Raw genomic sequence first — 21,862 nt, 5'->3', positions numbered from 1 at the left:
GTAGCAGCGCGACGGATCAGAGGCGAGCGTCGGGTGTCGCCGCCGCGGCGAACACTTCGCGCCACGCCGGCAGGTCGGTGCCGAGCGCTTCGAGCGACTGGTCGGCGTCGGCGGCCTGGTCGACGGCGTCATCGGTGCGCAGGGCGCACGCCACGCTGGCGCGCACGAGCAGCGCCGTCGCTTGCGCCAAGGCGTCGGTGGTCTCGCTGGCGCGCTTGACGACGTCGTCGGCGACGACGAGCGCGCGGCGGTCGTCCATCTGCGCGAACGCCAGCGCCTGTGCCGTCTTGGCCAACTGCACGTCGAGGTATGTTCCGCCTTCGGCTGCCAGCGCGGCGTCCGCCGCCTCGAGCGCCAGCTTCGGTTGCCGGTCGGCTGCGGCGGCGACGGCGAGTGCGCCGTACGCATAGGCGCGCTGGCCTTCGTTGGTCGCCTTGTTCGCGGATGTTTCGAGCAGCGTGCGCGCCCGAGTCGCGTCGCCGCTGAGCAGCGCGTGCACGCCGCGTAGCACCGTCATCTCGTGGTCGGCGACCGTACCCATCGACGTCAGCGTCTGCGCGGGGTGACCGAGGGCCGACGCCAGCATCTCCGGCTCACCCAGTTGAGCCGCGACGGCGGCCGGGATCGGGCCGTAGCCAATGGGGGAGTCCGCTTCCTCGCGTTCGAACAAGTCGCGGAGCAACGCCGTGGCCTCGTCGATGCGGCCCACGGCGACGAGGCTGCGCGCGCGCGTGGCGTGGGCTTGCAGCAATCGTTCGTTGTCGCCGATGGCGCTGAACAATTCGCCAGCCTCGATCGCCGGGCTGATCGCTTCGTCGGGCTTGCCGGTGAACAGCTTCACGCTCGACAGCAACAGCAGGATCATGCCGAGCGCCCACTTGTCGTTGCGGTCGCGCTCGTTGGCGAGGATGTTCTCGGCGAGTTCGCCGGCTTCCTCGAACCGGCCCTGGAACATGCGGACGAAGCCGAGCATGCCGCGGACGAAACCGAGCCCGCCGTAATCGCCGATCTCGACAAAGGACGCCTCCGCTTCGTGCAGTCGCGCGTCGGCTTCGTCGAGCAGGCCCTGGTTGAAGCTCAGCCAGGCGCGGTTCTGCAACGCCCACGCTTCGCCTTGGCGGTCGCCGATCGCTCGGAAGGCGGCGAGGGCGTCGTCGAGCATGCGGTCGGCTGCCGCGTTGTCGCCGGCGAAGAGATAGGTCATCCCCATGAGCCGCAGCGTCTTGGCTTCGGCGGCCGCATCGCCGATCTCGCGCCACAGCTCGAGGGCATGTTCGAGCGCGCTGATCGCGCCTTCGCTGTTGCCCGCGCTCGTGCGCAGGTCGCCCCGGAGCATCTCGACTTGCGCCCATTCCGCCAGCTCGCCTTCACCGAGGTCGGCCGCGACCGCTTCGACATCCGCGAGGCCGCGATCGACCACGCGCAGCGTGGCGTAGGCGCTGCCGCGGGCGAGCAGGACGCGGTGGCGGTTGGCCCGGTCCTCCGGGTCGAGCAGTTCGAGGGCGCGGTCCAGCAAGAAGATCGAGCCGGCGTGCATGCCGCGGCCTTTGGCCGCCATCGCGGCACGTTCGATGGCGCGCAGCGCCCGCGGTCCGATGTCGGCGGGCACGCCGGTGATGTCGCCGAGCGACTGCCGCAGCAGCGCGGCTGTACTCAAGTGGTGCGCGATCGGTTCGAGTTCGTCGTCTTCGCGCCCCAGGCTGCGCCGGCGCTCCGCCATCCACACGCCGATCGCGGCGTGGCGCCGGGCGCGATCGGCCTTGGTCAGGGTGTCGTAGGCGACTTCGCGCACGAGTTCGGAGCGGAACGACCACGCGCCGGCGTCTTCTTCGAGCAGCTCACGGGCGACGAGTTCGTCCAACGCGGCTTCGTCGAGGGCGCGGCCCCGCGACTGGGCGAGTACCGCCAGCGCGTCGACGCGTCCATCGCTCCCGATCACCGCGGCATCGTCGAGGATGTCGCGCGCCGACTGGTCGAGCCCGTCGATACGCGCCGCCACGAGCCCGCGCAGGGTCGCCGGCAGTTCGCCCACCGAGTTGCCGGCGTCGCTCAGCAGCCCCGCGAGTTCTTCGAGGAACAGCGGGTTGCCCCCCGCCCGCTCCATCACCAGCCGCACGACTTCGTGCGACGCCTCAGATCCGAGCAGCGACGACAGCAGCTGGCCGGCGGCCACCTCGTCGAGGGGATCGAGGTGCATCGCCACCGCGTTGTGCCGACCCGGCGGCGGCGACCACCGCTTCTCGAGGTCAGGCCGCGCCGTGGCGAGCACGAAGACCGGCAAACCGATGGCCCGCTCGAGCAGGTCGTCGATCAGGCTGAGCACCACGTCGTCAGCCCAGTGCAGTTCGGCGAGACCGATCACCAACGGTTGCTGACGGGCGAGGCCTTGAATCAACGCCTCGATCGAGCGACGCACCTCGGAGGGCGCGCGGGCTGGATCGATTCCGCCGAGCGCGTCGGCGTCACCGAGGACGTACATGAGCCCGCTGACGAGGCGATCGAGCTCGGGGTCGTCGTCCTCGAGCCGTGACACTTCGGCGACCTTGACGCGGACGCGCCCGCGCACGCTCGCGTCGACGAGATCACACGTGGCGTCGAGGCCGACGGCTTCGCGTACCGCTTCGGCGACGGGCCACCACACGTTGGCTTCGCCGTAGGGGACGCACCGGCCTTCGAGCACGAGCGCGCCGTGTTCGCGCTTGGCCATCTCGGCGGTTTCTTCGGCGAGGCGCGTCTTGCCGACACCTGGCTCGCCGTACATCACCGCAACGCTCGGGCGGCTGCGCGCCAGGCTCGTGGCCATCACCGCGCGCAGCAACGCAACCTCACTGTCGCGACCGACGAGGGGGCTGCGGCGTTGCGACGCGCGTCGTCCGGGCATCGCCAACGTGGCGGTGGCGCGCCAGCGCGGCACGCGTTCTTCGCGTCCGCGCGCCTGCAACGGCTCGAGCTCTTCGTACGCGATGACCCCGCGCGTGGCGGCGTAGGTCGCCGGACCGACGACGACCGTGCCGGGATCGGCCGCAGTTTGCAGGCGACTCGAAACATTTACCGCGTCGCCCATCGCGGTGAAATCGCCGCCGGCGCGCATGCCGCCGATCAACACTTCGCCCGTGTTGACCCCGACGCGCAGACGCACCGCGGCTTCGTTGTCGGTCGCAAGCTCGGTGACGGTGCGTTGCATTGCCAGCGCGCAGCGCACGGCGCGTTCCGCGTCGTCCTCGTGCGCGATGGGCGCACCGAAGATCGCCATCAACGCATCGCCGATCGTCTTGTCGACGCGGCCGCCGTGGCTGGTGACGTCGACGGCGAGGCGGGCGAACCACGAGTCCACGAGGTTCTTGACGTGTTCGGGGTCACGGGTCTCCGACAGCGTGGTGAAACCCACGATGTCGGCAAAAAGCACCGTAATTACTCGTCTTTCGTCGCTGCGAGCGGCCAGAGCGTGCCCGCAGGACGGACAGAACCGAGCGTTGTCAGGGGCACTGGCAGCGCAGCTCGGACACGTCACTGGGTCAAAGGTAGTTGGTCGTCGTCACGCGGTCTCCAGACGAAAACGGGGAACACCTTCGACAACATGGAGCATTCCCGGAAGACCCAACCACTCGATCGGTTCGTCTTGCATCGCGCTGCGCAAGCGAACGGTGTGACCCTTCGCCGCGCCACTCGCGATCGCGAGTTCGATGACAACCACATCGTTTTCGTCGCGCGACACGTCGGTAACAACGCAGTCGTATTCACCATCGTCGAGCATCGACATGCGCGCAGTGTTGCGCGTAATGAACGCGCGCGCGTTGCACGCGCGCGACGCGATGCTTGATTTCGCATGCAAAACAGTTGAAACTTTTTACGTTTCGGCAACAAGGCCGAGCATTTGCATCCCACACACATGAAAGGGCGGCATTTCATGGCTGTTGCCAAGAAGGCACCCGCTAAGAAAAAGGCCACTGCCAAGAAGGCTCCTGCGAAGAAGAAGGCAGTAGCCAAGAAGGCACCGGCAAAGAAGAAGGCAGTAGCCAAGAAGGCGCCTGCCAAGAAGAAGACAGTTGCAAAGAAGGCGCCCGCGAAGAAGAAGGCCGTAGCGAAGAAGGCGCCTGCCAAGAAGAAGGCAGTAGCCAAGAAGGCGCCGGCCAAGAAGAAGGCCGCGGCCAAGAAGGCTCCTGCAAGGAAGAAGGCAGTAGCCAAGAAGGCGCCTGCCAAGAAGAAGGGTCCGGTTCGCAAGACCGCGGCCGCCAAGCGCAAGACGACCGCCCGCAAGGCACCGGCTCGTCGGCGTTAACCAAACGACGCAGTAGTCGAAGAAGCGGCGACTTCGGTCGCCGCTTCTTCGCGTCCGCGGTCGTTACGACAGGTCCGACGGTTCGTCGACGTCCCACGCCAACGACGCGTCGTGCACGATGCGCAACCGCAAGCCACGGGTGATCGCTTCGGTTTCGTGACGCAGACGCGATCCGTCTCCGTAGGCGAAGCTGAACGCGACATCGGTCGGTAGCGCCAGCACGTTGCTGCCGTTGCCGTGACGATCGGGCACGATCGTTACGCCGTCGAAGTCTGCGACCCAGGCGAACGGTTCAGGGCTTTTGAGATCGGCGTGGGCGACGATCACCCTGCCGAAGCCGTCGGCGGCGACCGCGGCGCGACCAGCGTCGGCGGCGGCGTCGAGGCTGCCCGGATCGGCGACGACCTTGGCGTCGTTCTCGCTGGCGAACGCGATCACGTCGTCGTCATTGGTCACGACGTACACCGGGAGCGGGGCCGCGGCGTCGAGCACGCGCTGGGCCAGCGTGCGCGCCAGCGCGGCCCGTTCGCCGTCACTCAGCACCCCGGCGAGGCGTCCCTTACCCGCGCGAAAGCTGCGGATCGGCACGACCACGGCAACGCGTTCCACGCGGCGCAGTGTAGGAATACTGACCATGACCCAAGAGACGAGGCAGCGGGTAGCGGTGATCGGTGCGGGATCCTGGGGCACGGCGGTGGCCGCGTTGAGCGCGGCGAACGCGTCGACGGTCTTGTGGGCTCGCCGGCCCGAGCTCGCCGAGCAGATCGCCAAGGAACACCAGAACGGCGACTACCTCGCCGGCTTGCCGCTGCCCAACTCGCTCGAAGTGACGAGCGACGTCCGCGCCGCCGTCGACGGCGCCGACGTGGTCGTCATGGGCGTGCCCTCGCACGGTTTTCGCGCCGTTCTCGACGAGTTGCGCCCGAGTCTGTCGCCCGGCGTTCCCATCGTCAGCTTGTCGAAGGGCATGGAGCAGGACACGCAGTTGCGCATGACCGAAGTGATCGCCGACGTCGCCCCCGATCACCCCGCGGGCGTGCTCACGGGTCCGAACCTCGCCAAGGAAGTACTCCAGGGCTCACCCGCCGCCGCCGTCGTTGCCTTCGCCGACGAGTCGGTGGCCGAGGGACTCCAATCGGTGTTCTCGACCACCACCTTCCGCGTCTACCGCAACGACGACGTCGTCGGCTGCGAAGTTGCCGGCGCGCTCAAGAACGTGATGGCGCTCGCCGCCGGCATGGCCGACGGCATGGGCTTCGGCGACAACACGAAGGCGGCGTTGCTCACCCGCGGCCTCGCCGAGTTGACACGTCTCGGCGTCGCTCTCGGCGGCAATCCGCTCACCTTCTCGGGTCTCGCCGGCATGGGCGACCTCGTAGCGACGTGCATTTCGCGTCAAAGCCGTAATCGTCACGTCGGCGAGCAACTTGGTAAGGGTCGCAAGCTCGATGACATCATCGCCGAGATGAAGATGGTGGCCGAGGGCGTGAAGACGGCGCGCAGCGTCGTGGCGATCGCGCAGAAGGCTGGCGTCGAGATGCCCATCGCCGAACAAGTCGTGGCCGTGCTCGACGGCGAAGTATCGGCCAGCGACGTCATCGTGCGCCTGATGTCGCGCTCGGCCAAGTCCGAGTCGCACGGCATCGCTTGAGGATCCCGCTCGCCGTCGCCGGTGAGGCCCCGCTGGCGGCTCTCGACGAATACGGCTACCTCCACTTCGAGGGCGGCTGGCGCGTCGAGTGGTGGGTCGGCGGCGACGACCAGTGGCACGTGCCCGCGGCCTCGACGTCGCGGCGCCAGCGCGTCGTCGACCTCTCACCCGTCGTGGAGACCGCTATCCGCGTGCCCGGCGGCGACGTCGTGTGGCGCGCCGCCGCGGTCGCGGACGCCGAAGGCGGCGCCATCGCCCTCGAGTTCCACAACACCGCAACGATTCCCGTCGCCATCGGCGTCGCCCTCGTGGCGCCGGACGACATTGCGGAGCCGCGCTCGCGCCCCTCGCTGCACTTCACGGCGCCGGCGCGTGCGGCCGCCGCCGACGTGGGCGTCGAACTGCTCGTGCATCCGGTCTCCCACACCACCCTGTGGCGTGCCAGCATCGGCGCCTCCCCGCCCGACAACTTGCCGCCCCTCGACGCCGTCGCCCGCGGCTGGCACGTGATGACGCGCCAGGGCGCGTCGATCGTCACCGGCGACGCCACCGTCGACGACGCCCTGGCCGTCGCACGAGCGAGCCTGCTGCTGCACGCCGGGGGAATCCGCGCGCTGCGCCACCGCGCCCTCGGCGCCCCGGTCGCGACCGCGCTCACCTTGCTCGGTCACGAAAGCGAAGCCGAAGCGCTGCGCGTCGACGCCCGCGTCCGTCCGCGCCGCCGGGGCCTGCCGATCGTCACCGACATCGCGCCCGACCTCATCACCGATCCCCTCGTCCTTTTCGACGACCCCGCGGCCGCCGCTGCAACCGTGAGCGCTGTGCGCTCCCAACTCGTCGACGACACCCAACGTCGCGTCGTCACCGTTTTCCCGAACGCCGATCCCGCCGCCTGGCGCGGCCGGAGCGTCGACGTCGCCAACCTGCCCACGAACCGCGGCCCAGTCTCCTTCGCCCTCCGCTGGCACGGCGACCACCCCGCGCTCCTCTGGGAAGCGCCCCCCAAAGTCTCCGTCCGAGCGCCCGCGTTCGATCCCGACTGGTCCAGCACCGAGCCCTCGGGCGAAGTCCTGCTCGGCGCGCCGCGCTAGGCGGATCGCCGGGTGCCCGGTCCGCGGGCGCGCTCGGTCGGCTCCCAATGCTGTCGGACGGTGAGAGCGTCGTGGTTGGTGAGCGGCCTCCAGAACTCGGCGAGTTGATCAGTGGGGAGCCACACGAACGCCACGTGTTCCTCGCTGAGCGCTGCTGTGCCTGGACGACGCGGGTGGGCTTCGTTACGTCCCCGGCGGCTACCGGGAAGAGGGCTAGCTGCCCAGGTTGATGAGGACGGGTTCGGCTTTGAACTGGTTGTCTTTGGCGATGTCGCAATAGCCGTCGGTGTAGGCGTCGTCGTCGCAGACCAGGAACACGGCGTTGGCCGAGTAGCCGCCGTCTTCGAGCCGCCGGCAGCGCTCGCGGTCGCCGACGGATTTCGCCGCGGGATACGTCCCGTCGAACGACAGCGTCTGCCCGGGCGCGAGATCACCGGCGGGGGTCTGGCCGTTGCCGGTGTTCGGCTGGCAGTTGGTGTCTTCCCAACGAATGCGGCCCGACCCTTGCGGATAGGCGAGCAGCGAGAAGAACTGCGACTGGTTCTTGTCGTAGTGGACGACGGTCGACGACACGTTGGTGACCTTGAGGTTGAACGCGATGTCATCGGCCTGCTTGGGGCACAACGCGGAGACGGTGAACGCCAGCCTGATGCGGTTGCTGTAGACGATCTCCGATGTCGGGTCGGTGTACGGGCACTTCGGCGCGGCCGGCACGCCGGTTGTCGCACTGCGACCGGCGGTGACGGGCACCGCAGTCGTCGGTACCGTGAGACCCGAACCGACACCCGTGCCGTCACCCAACAGTGTCGTCGTCGACGCCTTTTTCGAACTGAACCTGCCGCACGCGCCCGTCAGCAAGAGCGCGGCGACGAACAGAAGCCCCAGAGTGCGTTTCAAGCCGGCAAGTGTGGCATGCGCACGGTGAGAATTTCCCATGGCCGCAGCACGCTGTCGCCTTCGAAGGGACGCACCGGACGACCGCGCAGGTCGACGACCCAACCGACGCCGTCGGTGATGTGCAACGTGGCTTCCTCGTCCGACGGGTTCCACACGCGCACCTCGATGCCGCCGGGGACGCGCTGCACGGACGACACCTCAGCACCGGTGACCGACAGCGCTTGGCCGCTATCGCGTCCGGGACCGTCACCGGGCGCATTCGCCACTTCGAGAGGGACGAGAAAGTCGTCGGCCAGCGCGAACGGATCGCCGTCGCCGATGGCGATGGCGTAGCGCGCTTCGACGGGGCCGAGCATCTGCGAGCCGCGCAACACGTCGGGCGGCCCGGCGGGCTGGGGTCGGTAGGTCATCTCGATGCGCGACAACATCGCCGACGCGCGCAGCAACGTCAGGGCCAGCTTCTTTCCGGCTTCGACGACTTCGTACTCCGTGACGCCGTCGACCACGATCGTCAGGCCGCCGGCTTGTACGAATCGCTTCGCCGGATGCGTCGGCAGTTCGAGTTCGTGGGTACCGCCCTCGCTGCGCAGGCCACGCTCGGGAACGGCGAACGCGCAGTCGGCGCGCGATCCGGTTGCCACGGCCGGCAGCGGGAACAGCGTGCGCAGCCGGTGATCGCGCGCCGGATTGTCGAAGGTGGTGCGCACCCGCACCATGCGCTCGCCGGCTTGCAGTTCGTAGACGGTCGTGATGGCGACAGTGTGCGATCCGACGCGGGCGCGCTTTACGTCGTCGATGCGATCGGGCCACTCGTACGTGCGCACCACTTCGAGGCGCGCCCGCAGCGGACCGGACTCGAGCGTGCGCACCTCGACCGAACGCGGCGCGTCGACCAGCGTGTCATTGTCGGGCGGCGAGTAGTTGTAGGTGTCGCCCTGGTCGCCGCCGTCGACGAGGCGGTCGAAGCCGGCGAGGCCGTTGATGGTGAGCGTGCCGGTGTTCGTGTCGATGGCTGCGGTCACGAGGCCGTTGGACATCGACTCGCCCTCGACGGTGACGGGCAGGACGTGCGACGGCTCGCCCGTCCAATGCCGCCAGCCGAAGCCGGCGATGTCGTCGATGCGCGAGACGATGCGGCGCTGTGGGTTCTGCGTGATGCGCATCCTGATCGGACGCTCCGGGTGCTCCGACACCTTCTGCGCGATGTCGCGCTTGATGGCGTCCAGCTCGAGCCACTCGCGCAGCTGCGGGTTGGCACGCAAGGTGATCTCTAGCGCGTCGTCGTTGTCGTCGATGACCACTTCGGTGAAGTACGTCTCGTCGTCGATGCGCTGGCTGCGCAGTCGCGACAGCAGCGCGCCGACCTTGTCGGCCGTGAAGGTGATCTCACCGCGTACCGACGGCCGTTCGTGGATGACCTGCGCGCCCGGAGCGGGGCCTTCGCCCGGCACGTCGAGTTCGACGAGCCCGCTGCGCGTCTTGGCCGACGGGTTGATGATCACCGCCCCGGGCGACGGGCACTGCGCGGCGATGGCGCGCTTCGCTTGATATGTCAGCCCCTCGCCGATGTGGCGCGCCTCCTGGAAACGAACGATGACGGCGTCGACCACGTCGTCGTGTGAGCAGGCGCAGATCGAGTCGTGGGCCGCGTTGCGCAACATTTCCTTCCACGCGATCGCCAGCAGTGCGCCCGGCCACTTTTCCGCCGGCAGGAAGAGCGCGCTCAACGGCTCGGCGAGACGTTCGAGGGCACGCTCGGCGCGGGCGGCGAGTAGCCGCACGTCGGTGCGGTTCGACGTGACGCCCATCAGCAGGTTGGCGCGGCCGCCCGACCGCAACTCGCCCGTCCACTTGGGCAGATCCTTCGTCGGGCTCGTCTTGAGGTGGTCGGCGAGCGTTGTGATCTGGAGGTCGAAGTCCTGCTGGGCCGCGTTGGCCTCGGCGATCACTTGACCGAGCCAGGGGTCGGGGGAGAGGTGGTCACTGCCGTTCATCCACAGCATCGGCGCGGGATGCGTGGGGTTGCGCCCGTCCATCGCCGCGTGCGTGAGCGCCTCGTACTCGGCAATGCGCTCGAGCAGCTCTTTCGAGTCCTTCGGCGTGCGTGCCCCGTTGCCGTAGCCTCGCCATAGGTATTCGGCGCGCACCGTCGACCCATCGGGGGACGACCACATGAAGCCCGTGCGGTCGATCGCGTTCGGCACGCCGCGCCACACCACCGCGTGCTCGAAGCCGAAGAGCCGGAAGATCTGTGGCATCTGCGATACGTGGCCGAACATGTCGGGCAGGTAGCCGACGTCCATGGCGCCGCCGAATTGCGCGGCGCGGGCGAGGCCGGTTTGCAGATTCCGGATGATCGTTTCGCCCGAGACCAGGAATTCGTCGGGCAGCGAGTACCACGGGCCCATCGCCAGGCGGCCCTCACCCGCGAGGCGCCGCAGCGTGGCTTCGGCTTCGGGACGCACCTCGAGGTAGTCGTCGACGACCGCCATCTGCCCGTCGAGCAGGAAGTGGCTGTACGACGCGTCGCCGTCGAGCAGTGGCAGCAGCCCGTCGACCATCTCGACGAGTCGCATCCGGAACTTCTGGAACGGCGAGTACCACTCGCGGTCCCAGTGGGTGTGGGGGACGATGTTGACCCGGCGCGGCGTCATGCCCCCATTGTGCTGTCCCCGCTCGGGTTAGTGGCGCCAGAAACGCAGGTGGTGCCGCTTCTCGATGCGCACCTCGTCGGCGGGGAAGCGCTCGGGCAACAAGACCTGGTCGTGCTCGCGGCGAACGGTGTAGCCGTCGTCGTTGCCGTGCTCGACGGTGAAACCCCGGGACCACTTGCCGTCGAAGCGCGACTTCACCTCGACGGGCGTACCGTGCTCGATCAGGCCGTCGGGTTCGAGCATCAGAACAGCGTCGGATCGGGTGCGGGATTCTCGCCTTCGAGTTGCTTGACGCCCCACGGCAGGTGATCCATGAACACCCAGCTGCGCCGGTGCAGCGACGTCGGGCCCATCGCCCGCAGTGCCGCCTTGTGCCACGGGCACGGATAGCCCTTGTTGCGCTCGAAGTCGTAGCCGGGGAAGTGGGGCGCTTCGGCGCGCATCATGCGGTCGCGTGTCACCTTGGCGAGGATCGACGCCGCCGCGATCGACAGGCAGCGGGCGTCGCCCTTGATCAGCTTGATCGTGCGTCCGCCGCCCACGAAGTCCCAGTTGCCGTCGAGCAGCACCTTGTCGACCTCGACACCGAGGCCGTCGAGGCAGCGCTTGGCCGCCAGCTTCTGCGCGGCGGACATGCCCAACTCGTCGCACTCCTCATGGGTGGCGTGGCCCACGGACCACGCCACGCACCAGCTCGCGATGCGGTCGAAGAGGCGCTCACGCTCCTTCTCGCTAAGCATCTTCGAGTCGCGCACGTTGTAGACGCGCTTGTCTCTCGGGAGCACCGCCGCGCCCACCGACAGCGGGCCGGCCCATGCCCCACGGCCGACCTCGTCCATGCCGGCGACGACGGCGAAGCCCTCGTCCCACAGCGCCCTTTCCTGGCGGAGCGAGGGCGGAGTCCGCTTGCTGGCCATCGTCCGCGACGGTAGCGGACGTACCCCGGCCGCATCACCGCAGCCGGGCCGCCATCGGCTCGTTGCCGAAGTGCTCGGCCCAGCCGAGGGGAGTGGCGTGGAAGCGGGCGTCCTCGATCGTCGGGTCGGCGCCGAGTTCGAGCAGGAGGTCGACCATCGCGTGGTCGTCGCGCTCGACGGCGGAGTGCAGCGCCGTCTGCCACGGCTGCTCGACGGGAGCATCGGCGCGGCCGAGGGCGTTGACGTCGAACCCTTCGGCGACGGCCACCCGCACGGCGTCGGTCCGCCCGGTAGCAGTCGCTTGCACCACCAGCGACGGGCGGGCGCCGCGCACCGCGTCGCGCGCGGCGGGCGACGGTGTCCGCCCGGCCATCACGTCGGCGACGTACTGGTCGACGGGGTCGAGCGCGGCCGCGGTCGCTCCGTGCGCGGCCAAGAGTTCGACGATTTCGTCGTGGCCGCACAGCCGCGCCCACTCGGCGGGCGTCTTGCCCCGCGCCTGGTGGGCCCACGCCGGGCGGCCGTCGAACGGGGTCGTGAGATCGACGCCGCGTTCGGCGAACAAGCGCACGCGGTCGACGTGGTTGTGGTGGATCGCCCAGCGCAGTTGGTGCTGCACCATTTCGAAGGGCGACTCCATCTGGTCGCCGAGGCGCGCCCGCCACGGGCCGCCGTCACCCGCGCCGAGGCCGTAGTCGAACAACAACGCCAGATGGTCGTCGCTGCGGCGGAACTGCCGGTTGTACAGACCCTGGGCGTCGTTGGCGTTGGCGCCGCGTTCGAGCAGCAGCGTCGCCAGGGCGCGCCAGTGCGGGTGTTCCGGTTCGTCGCCTTCGCCGGCGCCGAGCACGCCCGTCAGCGCGGTAAACGGCGACGGCATGCCGTGCCACAGGTAGCCGGCGTTGGGGTCGGCGCCGGCGTCGAGCAACGCGGTCGCGGTGGCCACCACGTCGGCTTCGGACGCGGGGATGCGTGAGTAGCAGAGGTACAGCAGCGGTTCCCACGCGAATGGTCCGCCATCGGTGCGCGCGTCGGCGCGGCGCACGCCGTCCGCGCTGGCGCACGCGGCGGCGTGCCACGAGTCGCGGGTCCGCAGTGACGGGTCGTCGGCCAGCAGGGCGACGGCGCGCTCGATGCGACCGGGCGCGGCGTCGTCGGTGAAGACACAGGCCAGAGCAAGAAAGTCTTCGCCCGCGGGTTCACGCGACAGACGCGCCACGAGTTCGACGTGCGCCTTCAGCTTCGGCCACGACGCGAAGCCGTAGCCCTGTGCCAGCTGGAACTGGGCTTCGCTCAGCGGGATCGTCCGCTGCGCCGCGATCTCCTTGGCGCGCTTCTTCAGCTGCTCGAGGTTGGGGCGCTCGGGGAGGGGGATGGTGGGTTGCTCAGTCGACAACGCGACTCCTTTCGACGCCGGTGGTCCGCATCACCAAGCTGAAAGGAGTGGATCGACTGCGCTTTCAGGCTGCACATCACAGGTGGGCTCTGCCCTGTCCGCGGACCGGAGGCGACCTGCTCGCCTCCGCCACCATAACCAACTGGGCGACGCTTAGATGGCGTCGTCGCCTTGCTCGCTCGTACGAATCCGCATGAGCCGGGAGAGGTCGACGGCCCAGATCTTGCCGTCGCCCACCTTGCCGGTGTGCGCCGAGGAGGCGATGAGATCGATGACCTTGTCGACCTCGGTGTCGCCGACGAGCACCTCGATCTTGACCTTGGGCACGAACTCCATTTTGTATTCGGTGCCGCGGAACGACTCCGTCTTGCCCCCCTGGCGGCCGTAGCCGCTCACTTCGGTAACGGTGAGCCCGAGCATGCCGGCGGCCCGCAGGTTCTCCTTCACCTCTTCGAGCTTGAACGGCTTGATGATTGCGGTGATGAGATACGGCACGGCTACACCTCCACCTTCGGCGCCGCCGGGGTGGTGACGCCGGTGCGAGGCGGCAAGCCGCTCGGCGTCGTGTACGTCATGCCCTGACCGAACTCGACGTGGTACGCCGGCGTGCCGTGCTCGGTGATGTCGATGCCCTCGAGTTCGAGTTCTTGCTCGAGTCGCAGGTTCCACGAGCCGGGCAGCGTGGCGATGATGCGGAACACGACGTAGGACAGACCCCCCACAAAGGCGAGGCACGACGCGCTACCGATGGCCTGCGCCCACAACTGCTGCGTCCCGCCGCCGTAGAACAAGCCCTTGAACGGCCCGAAGTCGCCGCTGGCGAACAGGCCGATGGACAACGTGCCCCAGATGCCCGCCACCATGTGGACGGCCACCGCGCCGATCGGGTCGTCGATGCGCAGGTACTCCATGGCGTCGACGGCGAGGGGCACGATGACACCGGCGATCGCACCGATGAGCACCGCATAGCCGGGACTCACCCAGTAGCAGGGCGCCGTGATGGCGACGAGGCCGCCGAGGAAGCCGTTCACCGACATGCCCAGGTCCCACTTCTTCGATCGTGGGTAGACGAAGAAGACGGCGACCATGCCGCCGGCACAGGCGGCGAGTGTGGTGTTGGCCGCGACCCGGCCGATGCCGGCGAAGTCGAGGGCGGAGAGCGTCGAGCCGGGGTTGAACCCGTACCAGCCGAACCACAGGATGACGCCGCCGATGGCGCCCCACGCGAGATCGCTCGGCGGCGTTGGACCGCCGCCGTCTCGCTTGAACTTCCGCCCGAGTCGAGGGCCGAGCACGATCGCACCCATAAGGGCGATGACGCCGCCGACGGTGTGCACGACGGTCGAGCCGGCAAAGTCACGGAAGAAGATGTCGGAGTGGATGAAGCTGAAGGCGCTGGTGTGCAAGTTCTGCAACCAACCGCCGGGGCCCCAGGCCCAGTGGCCGAAGATCGGATAGAAGAAGCCCGACACGCACATCGAGTAGAGGATGTCGCCCTTGAAGCTGGTGCGACCGATCATGGCGCCCGACGTCACCGTTGACGCCGTGTCGGCAAAGGCGAACTGGAACAGGAAGAAGGCGAGGAACGCCACGCCGGTGTTGTAGGACACACCGCCCGCCACGCCGCCGTAGTTGTAGACAACCGGCGCTCCGTGCAGGAAGAAGTAGTTGTGGCCGATGAACGCGTTGCCGGCACCGAACTGGAAGGCGAAGCCGAAGGCCCAGTAGAGGATGCCGCACAGGCACGTGTCGAACACGCACTCCATGAGGACGTTGACCGTTTCCTTCGACCGGGCGAAGCCGATCTCCAGACCCATGAAACCGGCCTGCATGAAGAAGACGAGGAACGCGGTCACGAGCACCCACGCCGTGTTGATGGCGCTGATCGACGTGTGCACCTGCGCGGTGACGTCGTGCAGTGTCTTCATGTCCTCGGCCCCGGCGACCTGAGGGAGGAACCACGTGATGCCCTTGATCGCTGCGAACATGGCGCCGACGCCGAGCATCTTCCCCGTGGCGTAGATCAGGATCAGCTTGCGCGTGTCCTTCTCCCTGAGTCGAGACAAACGCCGGCGGATCATGGACCGGCAAGGTAGGGAGGTGGCATTTCGCTTTCGTTCTCGTTGCGTTTCAACAATGTGAACGGTCGCATCCAGCGTGGCGCGGCCGAATCGGCTTCGTACTCTGTGCTCGTGCCCCTCGATCGCTCGTCGCTGTTCGCCGACACGTCGCTGACCGGCGCGGCCTGGTGCGCGGCCTACAGCGACCTCGTCGACGGCTGGTTGCGCGAGCTGCTCGCCGCCGCCGTCGACGACGACGACCGGGGAGTGGCGCTCGTGGCGGTGGGCGGCTACGGCCGCGCCGAGTTGGCGCCCGGCAGCGACATCGACCTGATGCTGGCCCATACCGGTCGCGCTGACATCGACGAAATCGCCAATCGCATCTGGTACCCGATCTGGGACTCCGGACTCCACCTCGGCCACAGCGTGCAGACGCCCAAGCAGGCGCTTGGCCTGGCAGCCGACGACCTTGACACGGCCACCGCGCTACTCAGCGCGCGCCGCGTGGCCGGTGACGCCTCGCTCGTGGCGGACATCGCCGCCGGCGCGCACTCGCAGTGGACCAAGAAATCCAAGCGGTGGTTGCAGGCGCTGGGTGATCGCGTCGAGGAGCGCCACGCGACCGCGGGCGAAGTGGCGTTCCGGCTCGAGCCCGACCTCAAGGACGGGCGCGGTGGACTGCGCGACGTGCACGCGCTGCGCTGGGCCGAAGCGGCCGAACCCGTCATCGAGCAGCACGACAGCGAGGCGATCGGTGCCGCCTACGACGTGTTGTTGGCGGCCCGCGTCGAACTGCAGCGCCTGACAAAACGCAACGCCAACCTGTTGGCGCTGCAGGACCAACGGCCCGTCGCCGAAGCGCTCGGCTACGAGAACGCGGACGCGTTGATGAAGCGGATCGCTGAGGCGGCGCGCACGATCGCCTGGACGAGCGACGACACCTGGCGGCGCATCCGCTACAACGCCCGCACGCCCATCGGCCGTCTCGGATCGCGGCGGGCCCGCGAGTTGTTCCCCGGCATCGTGCTACGCGACGAGGAGCTGCACGTCGAGCGCGAGGTCGCCGAACGCGATCCTCTCACCGCGTTGCGCGTGGCGTTGGCGGCGGCGCGCGAAGACGTCGCCATCGAGCGTGAGTCGCTCGAACTGCTCTCGAACTCACCTACCTTGTCCGAACAGTGGCCGGCGGAGGCGCGGGAGCTGCTCGTCGAATTGCTGCTCACCGGCCGCCCGGCCATCGGCGTCATCGAAGCCCTCGACCAGCGCGGTGTCTGGACGCGGTTGCTGCCGGAGTGGGCGCCGGTGCGGGCCAAGCCGCAGCACAACGCGTATCACCGCTTCACCGTCGACCGGCACCTGCTGGAGGCCACCGCCAACGCCACCGCGCTCGTCAATCGCGTGAAGCGGCCCGACCTGCTGGTCATGGGTGCGTTCATGCACGACCTCGGCAAGGGGCTGCCGGGGGACCACACGGAGGCGGGCATGGCACTCGTGCGCCAACTGGCGCCGCGGCTCGCCTTCGACGCCGCCGACACCGAGACGCTGGTGTTCCTGGTCGAGCAGCACCTGCTGCTGCCCGATGTCGCCACCCGGCGCGACCTCGACGACCCAGCGACGATCGAGCGCGTCGCCGAAGCAGTCGGCTCGATCGAACGCCTCGAGTTGCTCGCCGCACTGACGGAGGCCGACTCGATCGCCACCGGCCCGGCGGCGTGGAGTCCGTGGAAGGCGCACCTGCTGTCGCAACTCGTCGAGCGCGCCGGGACGGTGCTGGCGGGCGGCGACATGATCGTGGTGCCGGCGCGCACGTTCCCGTCACCCGAGCAACTCGCGGCCTTGGCGGCGCCGGGGCAGCGCATCGAGGCGGCCGACGGCGTGCTGACGATCATGGCGAACGACCGGCCCGGGTTGTTCAGCCGCGTGACGGGGGTGCTCGCCATGCACGGCATCGACGTGCTCACCGCCGGCGTGTACTCGACCGAAGACGGCCGCGCCCTCGAAGAGTTCCGCGTCAACGACCCGTACCGCGAGGAGACGCCGTGGCCCCGGATCATCGCGGATATCGAACGCGCCCTCGACGGGCGCTTGGCTGTCCACGCGCGCGTCGCCGAGCGCGCCCGCACCTACGGGCGGCAGGTCTACAACCCGCTGGCGCGCGGGTCGTCGGTCACCATCGACAACGGCGCGTCACCGAGCGCGACCGTGATCGACGTGGAGACGGGCGACCGCATCGGCGTGCTCTACGCCATCGCCAGCGCGCTGGTCGAGCTCGACCTCGACGTGCGCTCCGCGAAGGTGCAGACCCTCGGCGTGCGCGTCGTCGACGCCTTCTACGTGACCGATCGGCAGGGCGAGAAGGTGTGGGACGGCGACATGCTCCATGAGATCGAACGGGCGATCGTCCACAACCTTTCGACCTAATGCCAGCGCGCCGGGGTCGTCACAGGGCGTCAGTCGGCGAGGCCGCGGCGCATCTCGACCGCGCCGACGCCGGCCGCCACGAGAGCGATCGCCATCGCCGCCGCCGGGTCGACCCACGTGAGGCCCGCGCGCGTCCCGACGGTTGCTCCGACGACGGCGACGACCGCGAGGAGAGCCCCGGTAGCCGATAGGTAGCCGTCGGACGCGAGCGCGGGGCTGCCGACGTCGCGCGCGACGCGCACCTTGATACTCGCCAAGACACCCAGCACGACGACGGCCGCGGCGGCGACGGCGACGCCGAGACCGGTCGACGAACCGACGTGTCCGGTGGCGAGCCGGCGAATGCTCTCAACGGAGGTGACCACGCCCAGCGCGACGAGTCCGGTGTTGACGATGATCATGGCGCGACGCTCGTGCCGTTCGGCCAGCACGTCGTGGCGCAGCGCGTGGCGGAAGTGCACGGCGAGCGCGGAGGACCCCACGGCGTCGAGCGCGCCGGCAAGGCCGAACACCACCAGGGTGAGCACGTGGTGCTGTAGTCCGAGGACGATCTCGGCCGTGCTGGCGATCACCGTCCACGCGATCGACGCCAACGAGACGAGCAGGCCCTGACGGGCGTGGGACGGGTTGACGTTAACGGTGGCGCGCTCCTTTTCGACGCCGACCAGACTTCCCGGCACTCCGCCCGGGCACCTTAGTCACTTGCACACCAAAACGCCGGTAGGTACAGTCTGCAAAAGCGCCAAATGAGGCGCTCGTAGGATAAACATAACGGGAAAAATTGAGGCCTATTAGGCGCGCCTCTTTTTCTTGAAATCCTGCTCCTCACGGGTTACCGTCCGGGCAATGGCCCCTGCAAACACTGACTCGTTTGTCCGTCACCCTGAGCTCCATGCCGAGCAAGCGTTCCTCGATTTTGCACAAATGAACCTCGCTCGAATGCGGGATCGGGCGATCTATCTCAAGGAGCTGGGCTACCAAGGCGGCAACGTCACTGAGGGCGGCGTCGACCCTGATATTGCCGCCGCGTGGGACGCCGAGAAACAGCGCCGCGTCGACGCGCTGGCCGACCGTCCCACGGCGCTGTGCTTCGGCCGGCTCGACCGGCGCGACGACGAGCGCCACTACATCGGGCGCCGCCACGTCGAAGACGAGAACGGCGACGCGGTGGTAACCGACTGGCGGGCGCCCGTCGCCACCGGCTTCTACCGTGCCACGGTCGCCGACCCGATGGGCCTGCGCCTGCGTCGCCGGTTCATCCTCGACGGCCCGGCGCTGCTCGACATCTTCGACGAGGATTTCACCGCCACCAACGCCGTTGACGCCGGTGCCGGCGCCTACGTGCCCGACCCGTTGCTCGCCGAGATCGAGAAGTCGCGTACGGGCGAGATGCGCGACATCGTCGCCACCATCGCGGCCGAGCAGGACGTGATCATCCGCGCCCCGCTCGAGCAGTGCGTCGTGGTGCAGGGTGGACCGGGCACGGGCAAGACGGCCGTTGGTCTCCACCGCGCCGCGTTCCTCCTCTACGAGCACCGCGACCTGTTGCGCGGCGAGCGCCTGCTCATCCTCGGGCCGAATCCTTTGTTCCTGCGCTACATCAGCCAGGTCCTGCCCTCGCTTGGCGAGACCGCCGCGGTGCAGCTCACCCTGCCCGGCCTCGTCGCGGCTCGGTACCGCGTGCGGGCCACCGAATCGGCCGCTGTCGCGCGCCTGAAAGGCGAGCCGCGGATGGTCGAGGTCGTCCGCCGCGCCGTGTTCGCCCGCGTCAGCGTCCCCAAAGACGACGTCACCTTCGCGTCGGGATTCGGCGCGGTGACGCTGCCCGCCGACGACGTCGCCGCGCTGGTCGAGGTCTCGCGGGCGAGCGCCCGGTCGGTCAACCAGAGCCGCGACGTGTTGCGTAACCAACTCGTCGACCTGGCGTGGCAGACGCACCTCGCCAAGCCCACGACGAAACTCGCCGACTGGGGTCCGTTCACCCACGACGTGCGCCGCAGCGCCGGGCTCAAGGCGGTGCTCGACAAGATCTGGCCGACCGTGAGCGCCACCGACGTCGTCCGGCGCCTGTACGGCAACCAGCGCACGCTGATGCAGGCCACCGCCGGTGTGCTTTCGGCCGACGAACGCGACCTCCTGGCCCGCAAAGCGGCGGCGCGCGTAAGCGAGGAGCAGTGGACCCAGGCCGACCTCGCGGTGCTCGACGAGGCCGAAGCGCTCACGTCCGATGGGCCACGGCTCTACGAGCACGTGGTGGTCGACGAGGCGCAGGACCTGTCGGCGATGGAACTGCGTATGGTGGCCCGCCGCGCCCGCGGCGGGTCGATGACGATCCTCGGTGACCTCGCGCAGGCGACGGCCCCGGGCGGCCAGACCAGTTGGGAGGACGCCCTCGCCGTGGTGGCGCCCGCCCAGCCCCGCCTCGAGGAGTTGACCGTCGGCTACCGCGTGCCCGCGCCGATCATCGACTTCGCCAATCGGCTACTGCCGGTGGCGGCGCCGTCGCTGACGCCGACCGCGTCGGTGCGCCAGCGCGGCGAGGAGCCGCGGCTGACCGAAGTCGACGCGGACGATCTTCCCGCCGCCACTGCGCTGGCCACCCTCGAACTGGTGGGCGAGTGGAACACCGTCGCTGTGGTGGCACCGGCCGCGCTGCTCGACGCCGTCGCCGAGTCGCTGCGTGATGCCGGCGTGGCTTTCACCGACGCCCGCCGCGCCGCGGTCCTCGACGACCACGTGACTGTGCTGGCGCCGCTCACCGTCAAAGGTCTCGAGTTCGACGCCGTCGTGGTGGTCGAGCCCGCCGCCATCGTCGAAGCCGACGGCGTGCGCGCCCTCTACATCGCGCTGACGCGCGCGGTGCAGGTGCTGTCGGTGGTGTCGGCCGCGCCGCTGCCCGACGCGCTAGAGGGCGTCTGAGCCGGCTTCGCCCGTCCGCACGCGGTACACGCCCTCGAGCGGGATGACCCACACCTTGCCGTCGCCGATCTGACCGGTGCGGGCGACCTCCATCAAGCGGTCGAGCACGCGGTGCACGTCGTCGTCCTCGACCAGGACTTCGATGCGCGACTTGGGCACGAAGTCGATCGTGTACTCCTTGCCGCGGTACACCTCGCTGTGGCCGCGCTGGCGACCGAACCCCTGGGCCTCCGACACGGTCATGCCGTGCAGCCCGAGTTCGAGCAGCGCATCCTTGACTTCGTCGACCTTGAACGGCTTCACGATGGCAACGATCAGTTTCACGGTGTCTCCTTATCCCCGGTCGAAGGCGTAAGCGGACTCGGCGTGCAGGGTGAGGTCGAGGCCGGTGTGCTCCTGCTCCTCGGTGACGCGGATGCCCTTGGGCAGCGCCGCTTTGAGGGCGAGGCCGATGAGGCCCGACACGACGAACGAGAACACGAACGTGGCTGCTACCGCCAGCACCTGTTCGCCGAAGAGGCCCCAGCCACCGCCGAAGAACACGCCGTCACGGCCCGCACTGTTGATGCTCACGTCGGCGAAGAGCCCGAGCAGGATCGACCCGAGGATGCCGCCTACGAGGTGGACGCCGACCACGTCGAGCGAGTCGTCGTAGCCGAAGCGGAACTTGAGCGAAATCGCGAGGTAGCAGACGGCACCGGTGACGAGCCCGATGACCACCGCGGCGAGCGGTCCGACGAAGCCGGCGCACGGCGTGATGGCGACGAGGCCGGCGACCGCACCCGACGCCGCGCCGAGGGTGGTGGCGTGGCCGTCGCGCCAGCGCTCGACGATGAGCCAGCCGAGCATGGCGGCGGCGGGCGCCACGAAGGTGTTCATGAACGCCACCGCCGCGACGCCGTTGGCCGCCAGCGCCGAGCCGGCGTTGAAGCCGAACCACCCGAACCACAAGATGCCCGTGCCCAACAGCGTCAGAGGCAGCGAGTGCGGCGGCATCGGTTCCTTCGGCCAGCCGCGACGCTTGCCGAGGATGAGCACGAGGGCGAGGGCGGCGGCGCCGGCGTTGACGTGGACCACGGTGCCACCGGCGAAGTCGAGGGCGCCGCGATGGGCGAGCCAGCCGCCGGCGAAGACCCAGTGGGCGACGGGAACGTACACGAGGACTGACCACAACACGATGAAGCCGACCCACGCCGCCCACCGCATCCGGTCGGCGATGGCGCCGGTGATGAGCGCCGGGGTGATGACCGCGAACGTGCACTGGAACGCCACGAAGGCGAACGCCGGCACGGTGCCCGACACGGCGTGGGTGAGGTCCTTGAGGCCGACGAAGTCGAAGCTGCCGATCACGCCGGCGTTCCCGGCGTGGCCGAAGGCGAGCGAGTAGCCGAACAGCACCCACAGCACCGTGACGATGCCCATGGCGAAGAAGTTCTGCATCAACATCGCCAGCAGGTTCTTGGCTCGCACCATGCCGCCGTAGAACAGCGCCAGGCCCGGTGTCATAAACAGCACCAGCGCCGTTGCGACCAGCACCCAAGCGGTGTCACCCGTGTCGATGTGCGCCACGCGTCACG

At 69.0% G+C, this 21,862-nt stretch carries 18 protein-coding genes; 5 read left to right on the top strand and 13 right to left on the bottom strand.

The window, feature by feature from the left end:
- Positions 1–16: 16 nt before the first annotated feature.
- Entirely contained in the window at positions 17–3,511 is a 3,495-nt protein-coding gene (locus tag VHC63_07600) for an adenylate/guanylate cyclase domain-containing protein (protein ID HVV36455.1), read from the bottom strand.
- A gap of 24 nt (positions 3,512–3,535) precedes the next feature.
- Positions 3,536–3,760, bottom strand: coding sequence for a hypothetical protein (locus tag VHC63_07595; GenBank protein HVV36454.1), 225 nt, complete (start codon positions 3,758–3,760; stop codon positions 3,536–3,538).
- Between the two features lie 147 nt (positions 3,761–3,907).
- Between VHC63_07595 and VHC63_07590 the strand changes: the two genes are divergently transcribed.
- Positions 3,908–4,279 (top strand): hypothetical protein, encoded by a 372-nt coding sequence (locus VHC63_07590; protein ID HVV36453.1) that lies wholly within the window; start codon positions 3,908–3,910, stop codon positions 4,277–4,279.
- Between the two features lie 63 nt (positions 4,280–4,342).
- Here the strand turns inward: VHC63_07590 and cofC are convergent, their stop codons facing one another.
- Positions 4,343–4,888 (bottom strand): 2-phospho-L-lactate guanylyltransferase, encoded by a 546-nt coding sequence (cofC, locus tag VHC63_07585; GenBank protein ID HVV36452.1) that lies wholly within the window; start codon positions 4,886–4,888, stop codon positions 4,343–4,345.
- Between the two features lie 25 nt (positions 4,889–4,913).
- Here cofC and VHC63_07580 point away from each other — a divergent pair, with 25 nt between their 5' ends.
- Both VHC63_07580 and VHC63_07575 read left to right on the top strand, forming a co-directional pair.
- Positions 4,914–5,930: an NAD(P)H-dependent glycerol-3-phosphate dehydrogenase gene (locus VHC63_07580; GenBank protein HVV36451.1), complete on the top strand. Its 1,017-nt coding sequence runs from the start codon at positions 4,914–4,916 to the stop codon at positions 5,928–5,930.
- The gene (locus VHC63_07575; GenBank protein HVV36450.1) at positions 5,927–7,021 is read left to right on the top strand and encodes a hypothetical protein; all 1,095 of its coding nucleotides are present in this window, start codon (positions 5,927–5,929) and stop codon (positions 7,019–7,021) included. Before VHC63_07580 ends, VHC63_07575 begins: the two co-directional genes overlap by 4 nt.
- 213 nt (positions 7,022–7,234) lie before the next feature.
- On the opposite strand, the gene VHC63_07570 is transcribed toward VHC63_07575, so the two are convergent.
- The 7 genes from VHC63_07570 to VHC63_07540 all read right to left on the bottom strand — a co-directional run bounded on the left by VHC63_07570 (position 7,235) and on the right by VHC63_07540 (position 14,966).
- Positions 7,235–7,918 (bottom strand): hypothetical protein, encoded by a 684-nt coding sequence (locus tag VHC63_07570; GenBank protein ID HVV36449.1) that lies wholly within the window; start codon positions 7,916–7,918, stop codon positions 7,235–7,237.
- Positions 7,915–10,572: a glycoside hydrolase family 38 C-terminal domain-containing protein gene (locus tag VHC63_07565; GenBank protein ID HVV36448.1), complete on the bottom strand. Its 2,658-nt coding sequence runs from the start codon at positions 10,570–10,572 to the stop codon at positions 7,915–7,917. Before VHC63_07565 ends, VHC63_07570 begins: the two co-directional genes overlap by 4 nt.
- 27 nt (positions 10,573–10,599) lie before the next feature.
- Positions 10,600–10,815, bottom strand: a complete 216-nt coding sequence (locus VHC63_07560) for a hypothetical protein (GenBank protein HVV36447.1) — start codon at positions 10,813–10,815, stop codon at positions 10,600–10,602.
- Complete coding sequence (locus VHC63_07555; GenBank protein HVV36446.1) at positions 10,815–11,489, bottom strand: ribonuclease HII; 675 nt, start codon at positions 11,487–11,489, stop codon at positions 10,815–10,817. The genes VHC63_07560 and VHC63_07555 overlap by 1 nt, the downstream gene beginning before the upstream one ends.
- 34 nt (positions 11,490–11,523) lie before the next feature.
- Positions 11,524–12,885 (bottom strand): hypothetical protein, encoded by a 1,362-nt coding sequence (locus VHC63_07550; GenBank protein ID HVV36445.1) that lies wholly within the window; start codon positions 12,883–12,885, stop codon positions 11,524–11,526.
- A 153-nt stretch (positions 12,886–13,038) separates the two neighbouring features.
- Positions 13,039–13,380 (bottom strand): P-II family nitrogen regulator, encoded by a 342-nt coding sequence (locus VHC63_07545; GenBank protein ID HVV36444.1) that lies wholly within the window; start codon positions 13,378–13,380, stop codon positions 13,039–13,041.
- A 2-nt stretch (positions 13,381–13,382) separates the two neighbouring features.
- Positions 13,383–14,966: an ammonium transporter gene (locus tag VHC63_07540; protein HVV36443.1), complete on the bottom strand. Its 1,584-nt coding sequence runs from the start codon at positions 14,964–14,966 to the stop codon at positions 13,383–13,385.
- A gap of 111 nt (positions 14,967–15,077) precedes the next feature.
- Here VHC63_07540 and VHC63_07535 point away from each other — a divergent pair, with 111 nt between their 5' ends.
- Entirely contained in the window at positions 15,078–17,366 is a 2,289-nt protein-coding gene (locus VHC63_07535; protein HVV36442.1) for a [protein-PII] uridylyltransferase, read from the top strand.
- A 29-nt stretch (positions 17,367–17,395) separates the two neighbouring features.
- Here VHC63_07535 and VHC63_07530 read toward each other — a convergent pair whose 3' ends face one another.
- Positions 17,396–18,046 carry a cation transporter gene (locus VHC63_07530; GenBank protein HVV36441.1) on the bottom strand — a complete coding sequence of 217 codons (651 nt, stop codon included), beginning with the start codon at positions 18,044–18,046 and terminating at the stop codon, positions 17,396–17,398.
- Positions 18,047–18,305: 259 nt separating this feature from the next.
- Between VHC63_07530 and VHC63_07525 the strand changes: the two genes are divergently transcribed.
- Positions 18,306–20,285: a hypothetical protein gene (locus tag VHC63_07525; protein ID HVV36440.1), complete on the top strand. Its 1,980-nt coding sequence runs from the start codon at positions 18,306–18,308 to the stop codon at positions 20,283–20,285.
- Here VHC63_07525 and VHC63_07520 read toward each other — a convergent pair.
- Both VHC63_07520 and VHC63_07515 read right to left on the bottom strand, forming a co-directional pair.
- A complete protein-coding gene (locus tag VHC63_07520; GenBank protein ID HVV36439.1) occupies positions 20,271–20,609 on the bottom strand; it encodes a P-II family nitrogen regulator in 339 nt (112 codons plus the stop codon). The genes VHC63_07525 and VHC63_07520 overlap by 15 nt on opposite strands.
- A 9-nt stretch (positions 20,610–20,618) precedes the next feature.
- Positions 20,619–21,854, bottom strand: coding sequence for an ammonium transporter (locus tag VHC63_07515; protein ID HVV36438.1), 1,236 nt, complete (start codon positions 21,852–21,854; stop codon positions 20,619–20,621).
- Between the last annotated feature and the right edge of the window lie 8 nt (positions 21,855–21,862).

Source organism: Acidimicrobiales bacterium, assembly GCA_035546775.1.
In the GTDB taxonomy this organism is placed as follows: domain Bacteria; phylum Actinomycetota; class Acidimicrobiia; order Acidimicrobiales; family JACCXE01; genus JACCXE01.
This window is presented reverse-complemented; position numbering and strand designations above follow the sequence as displayed.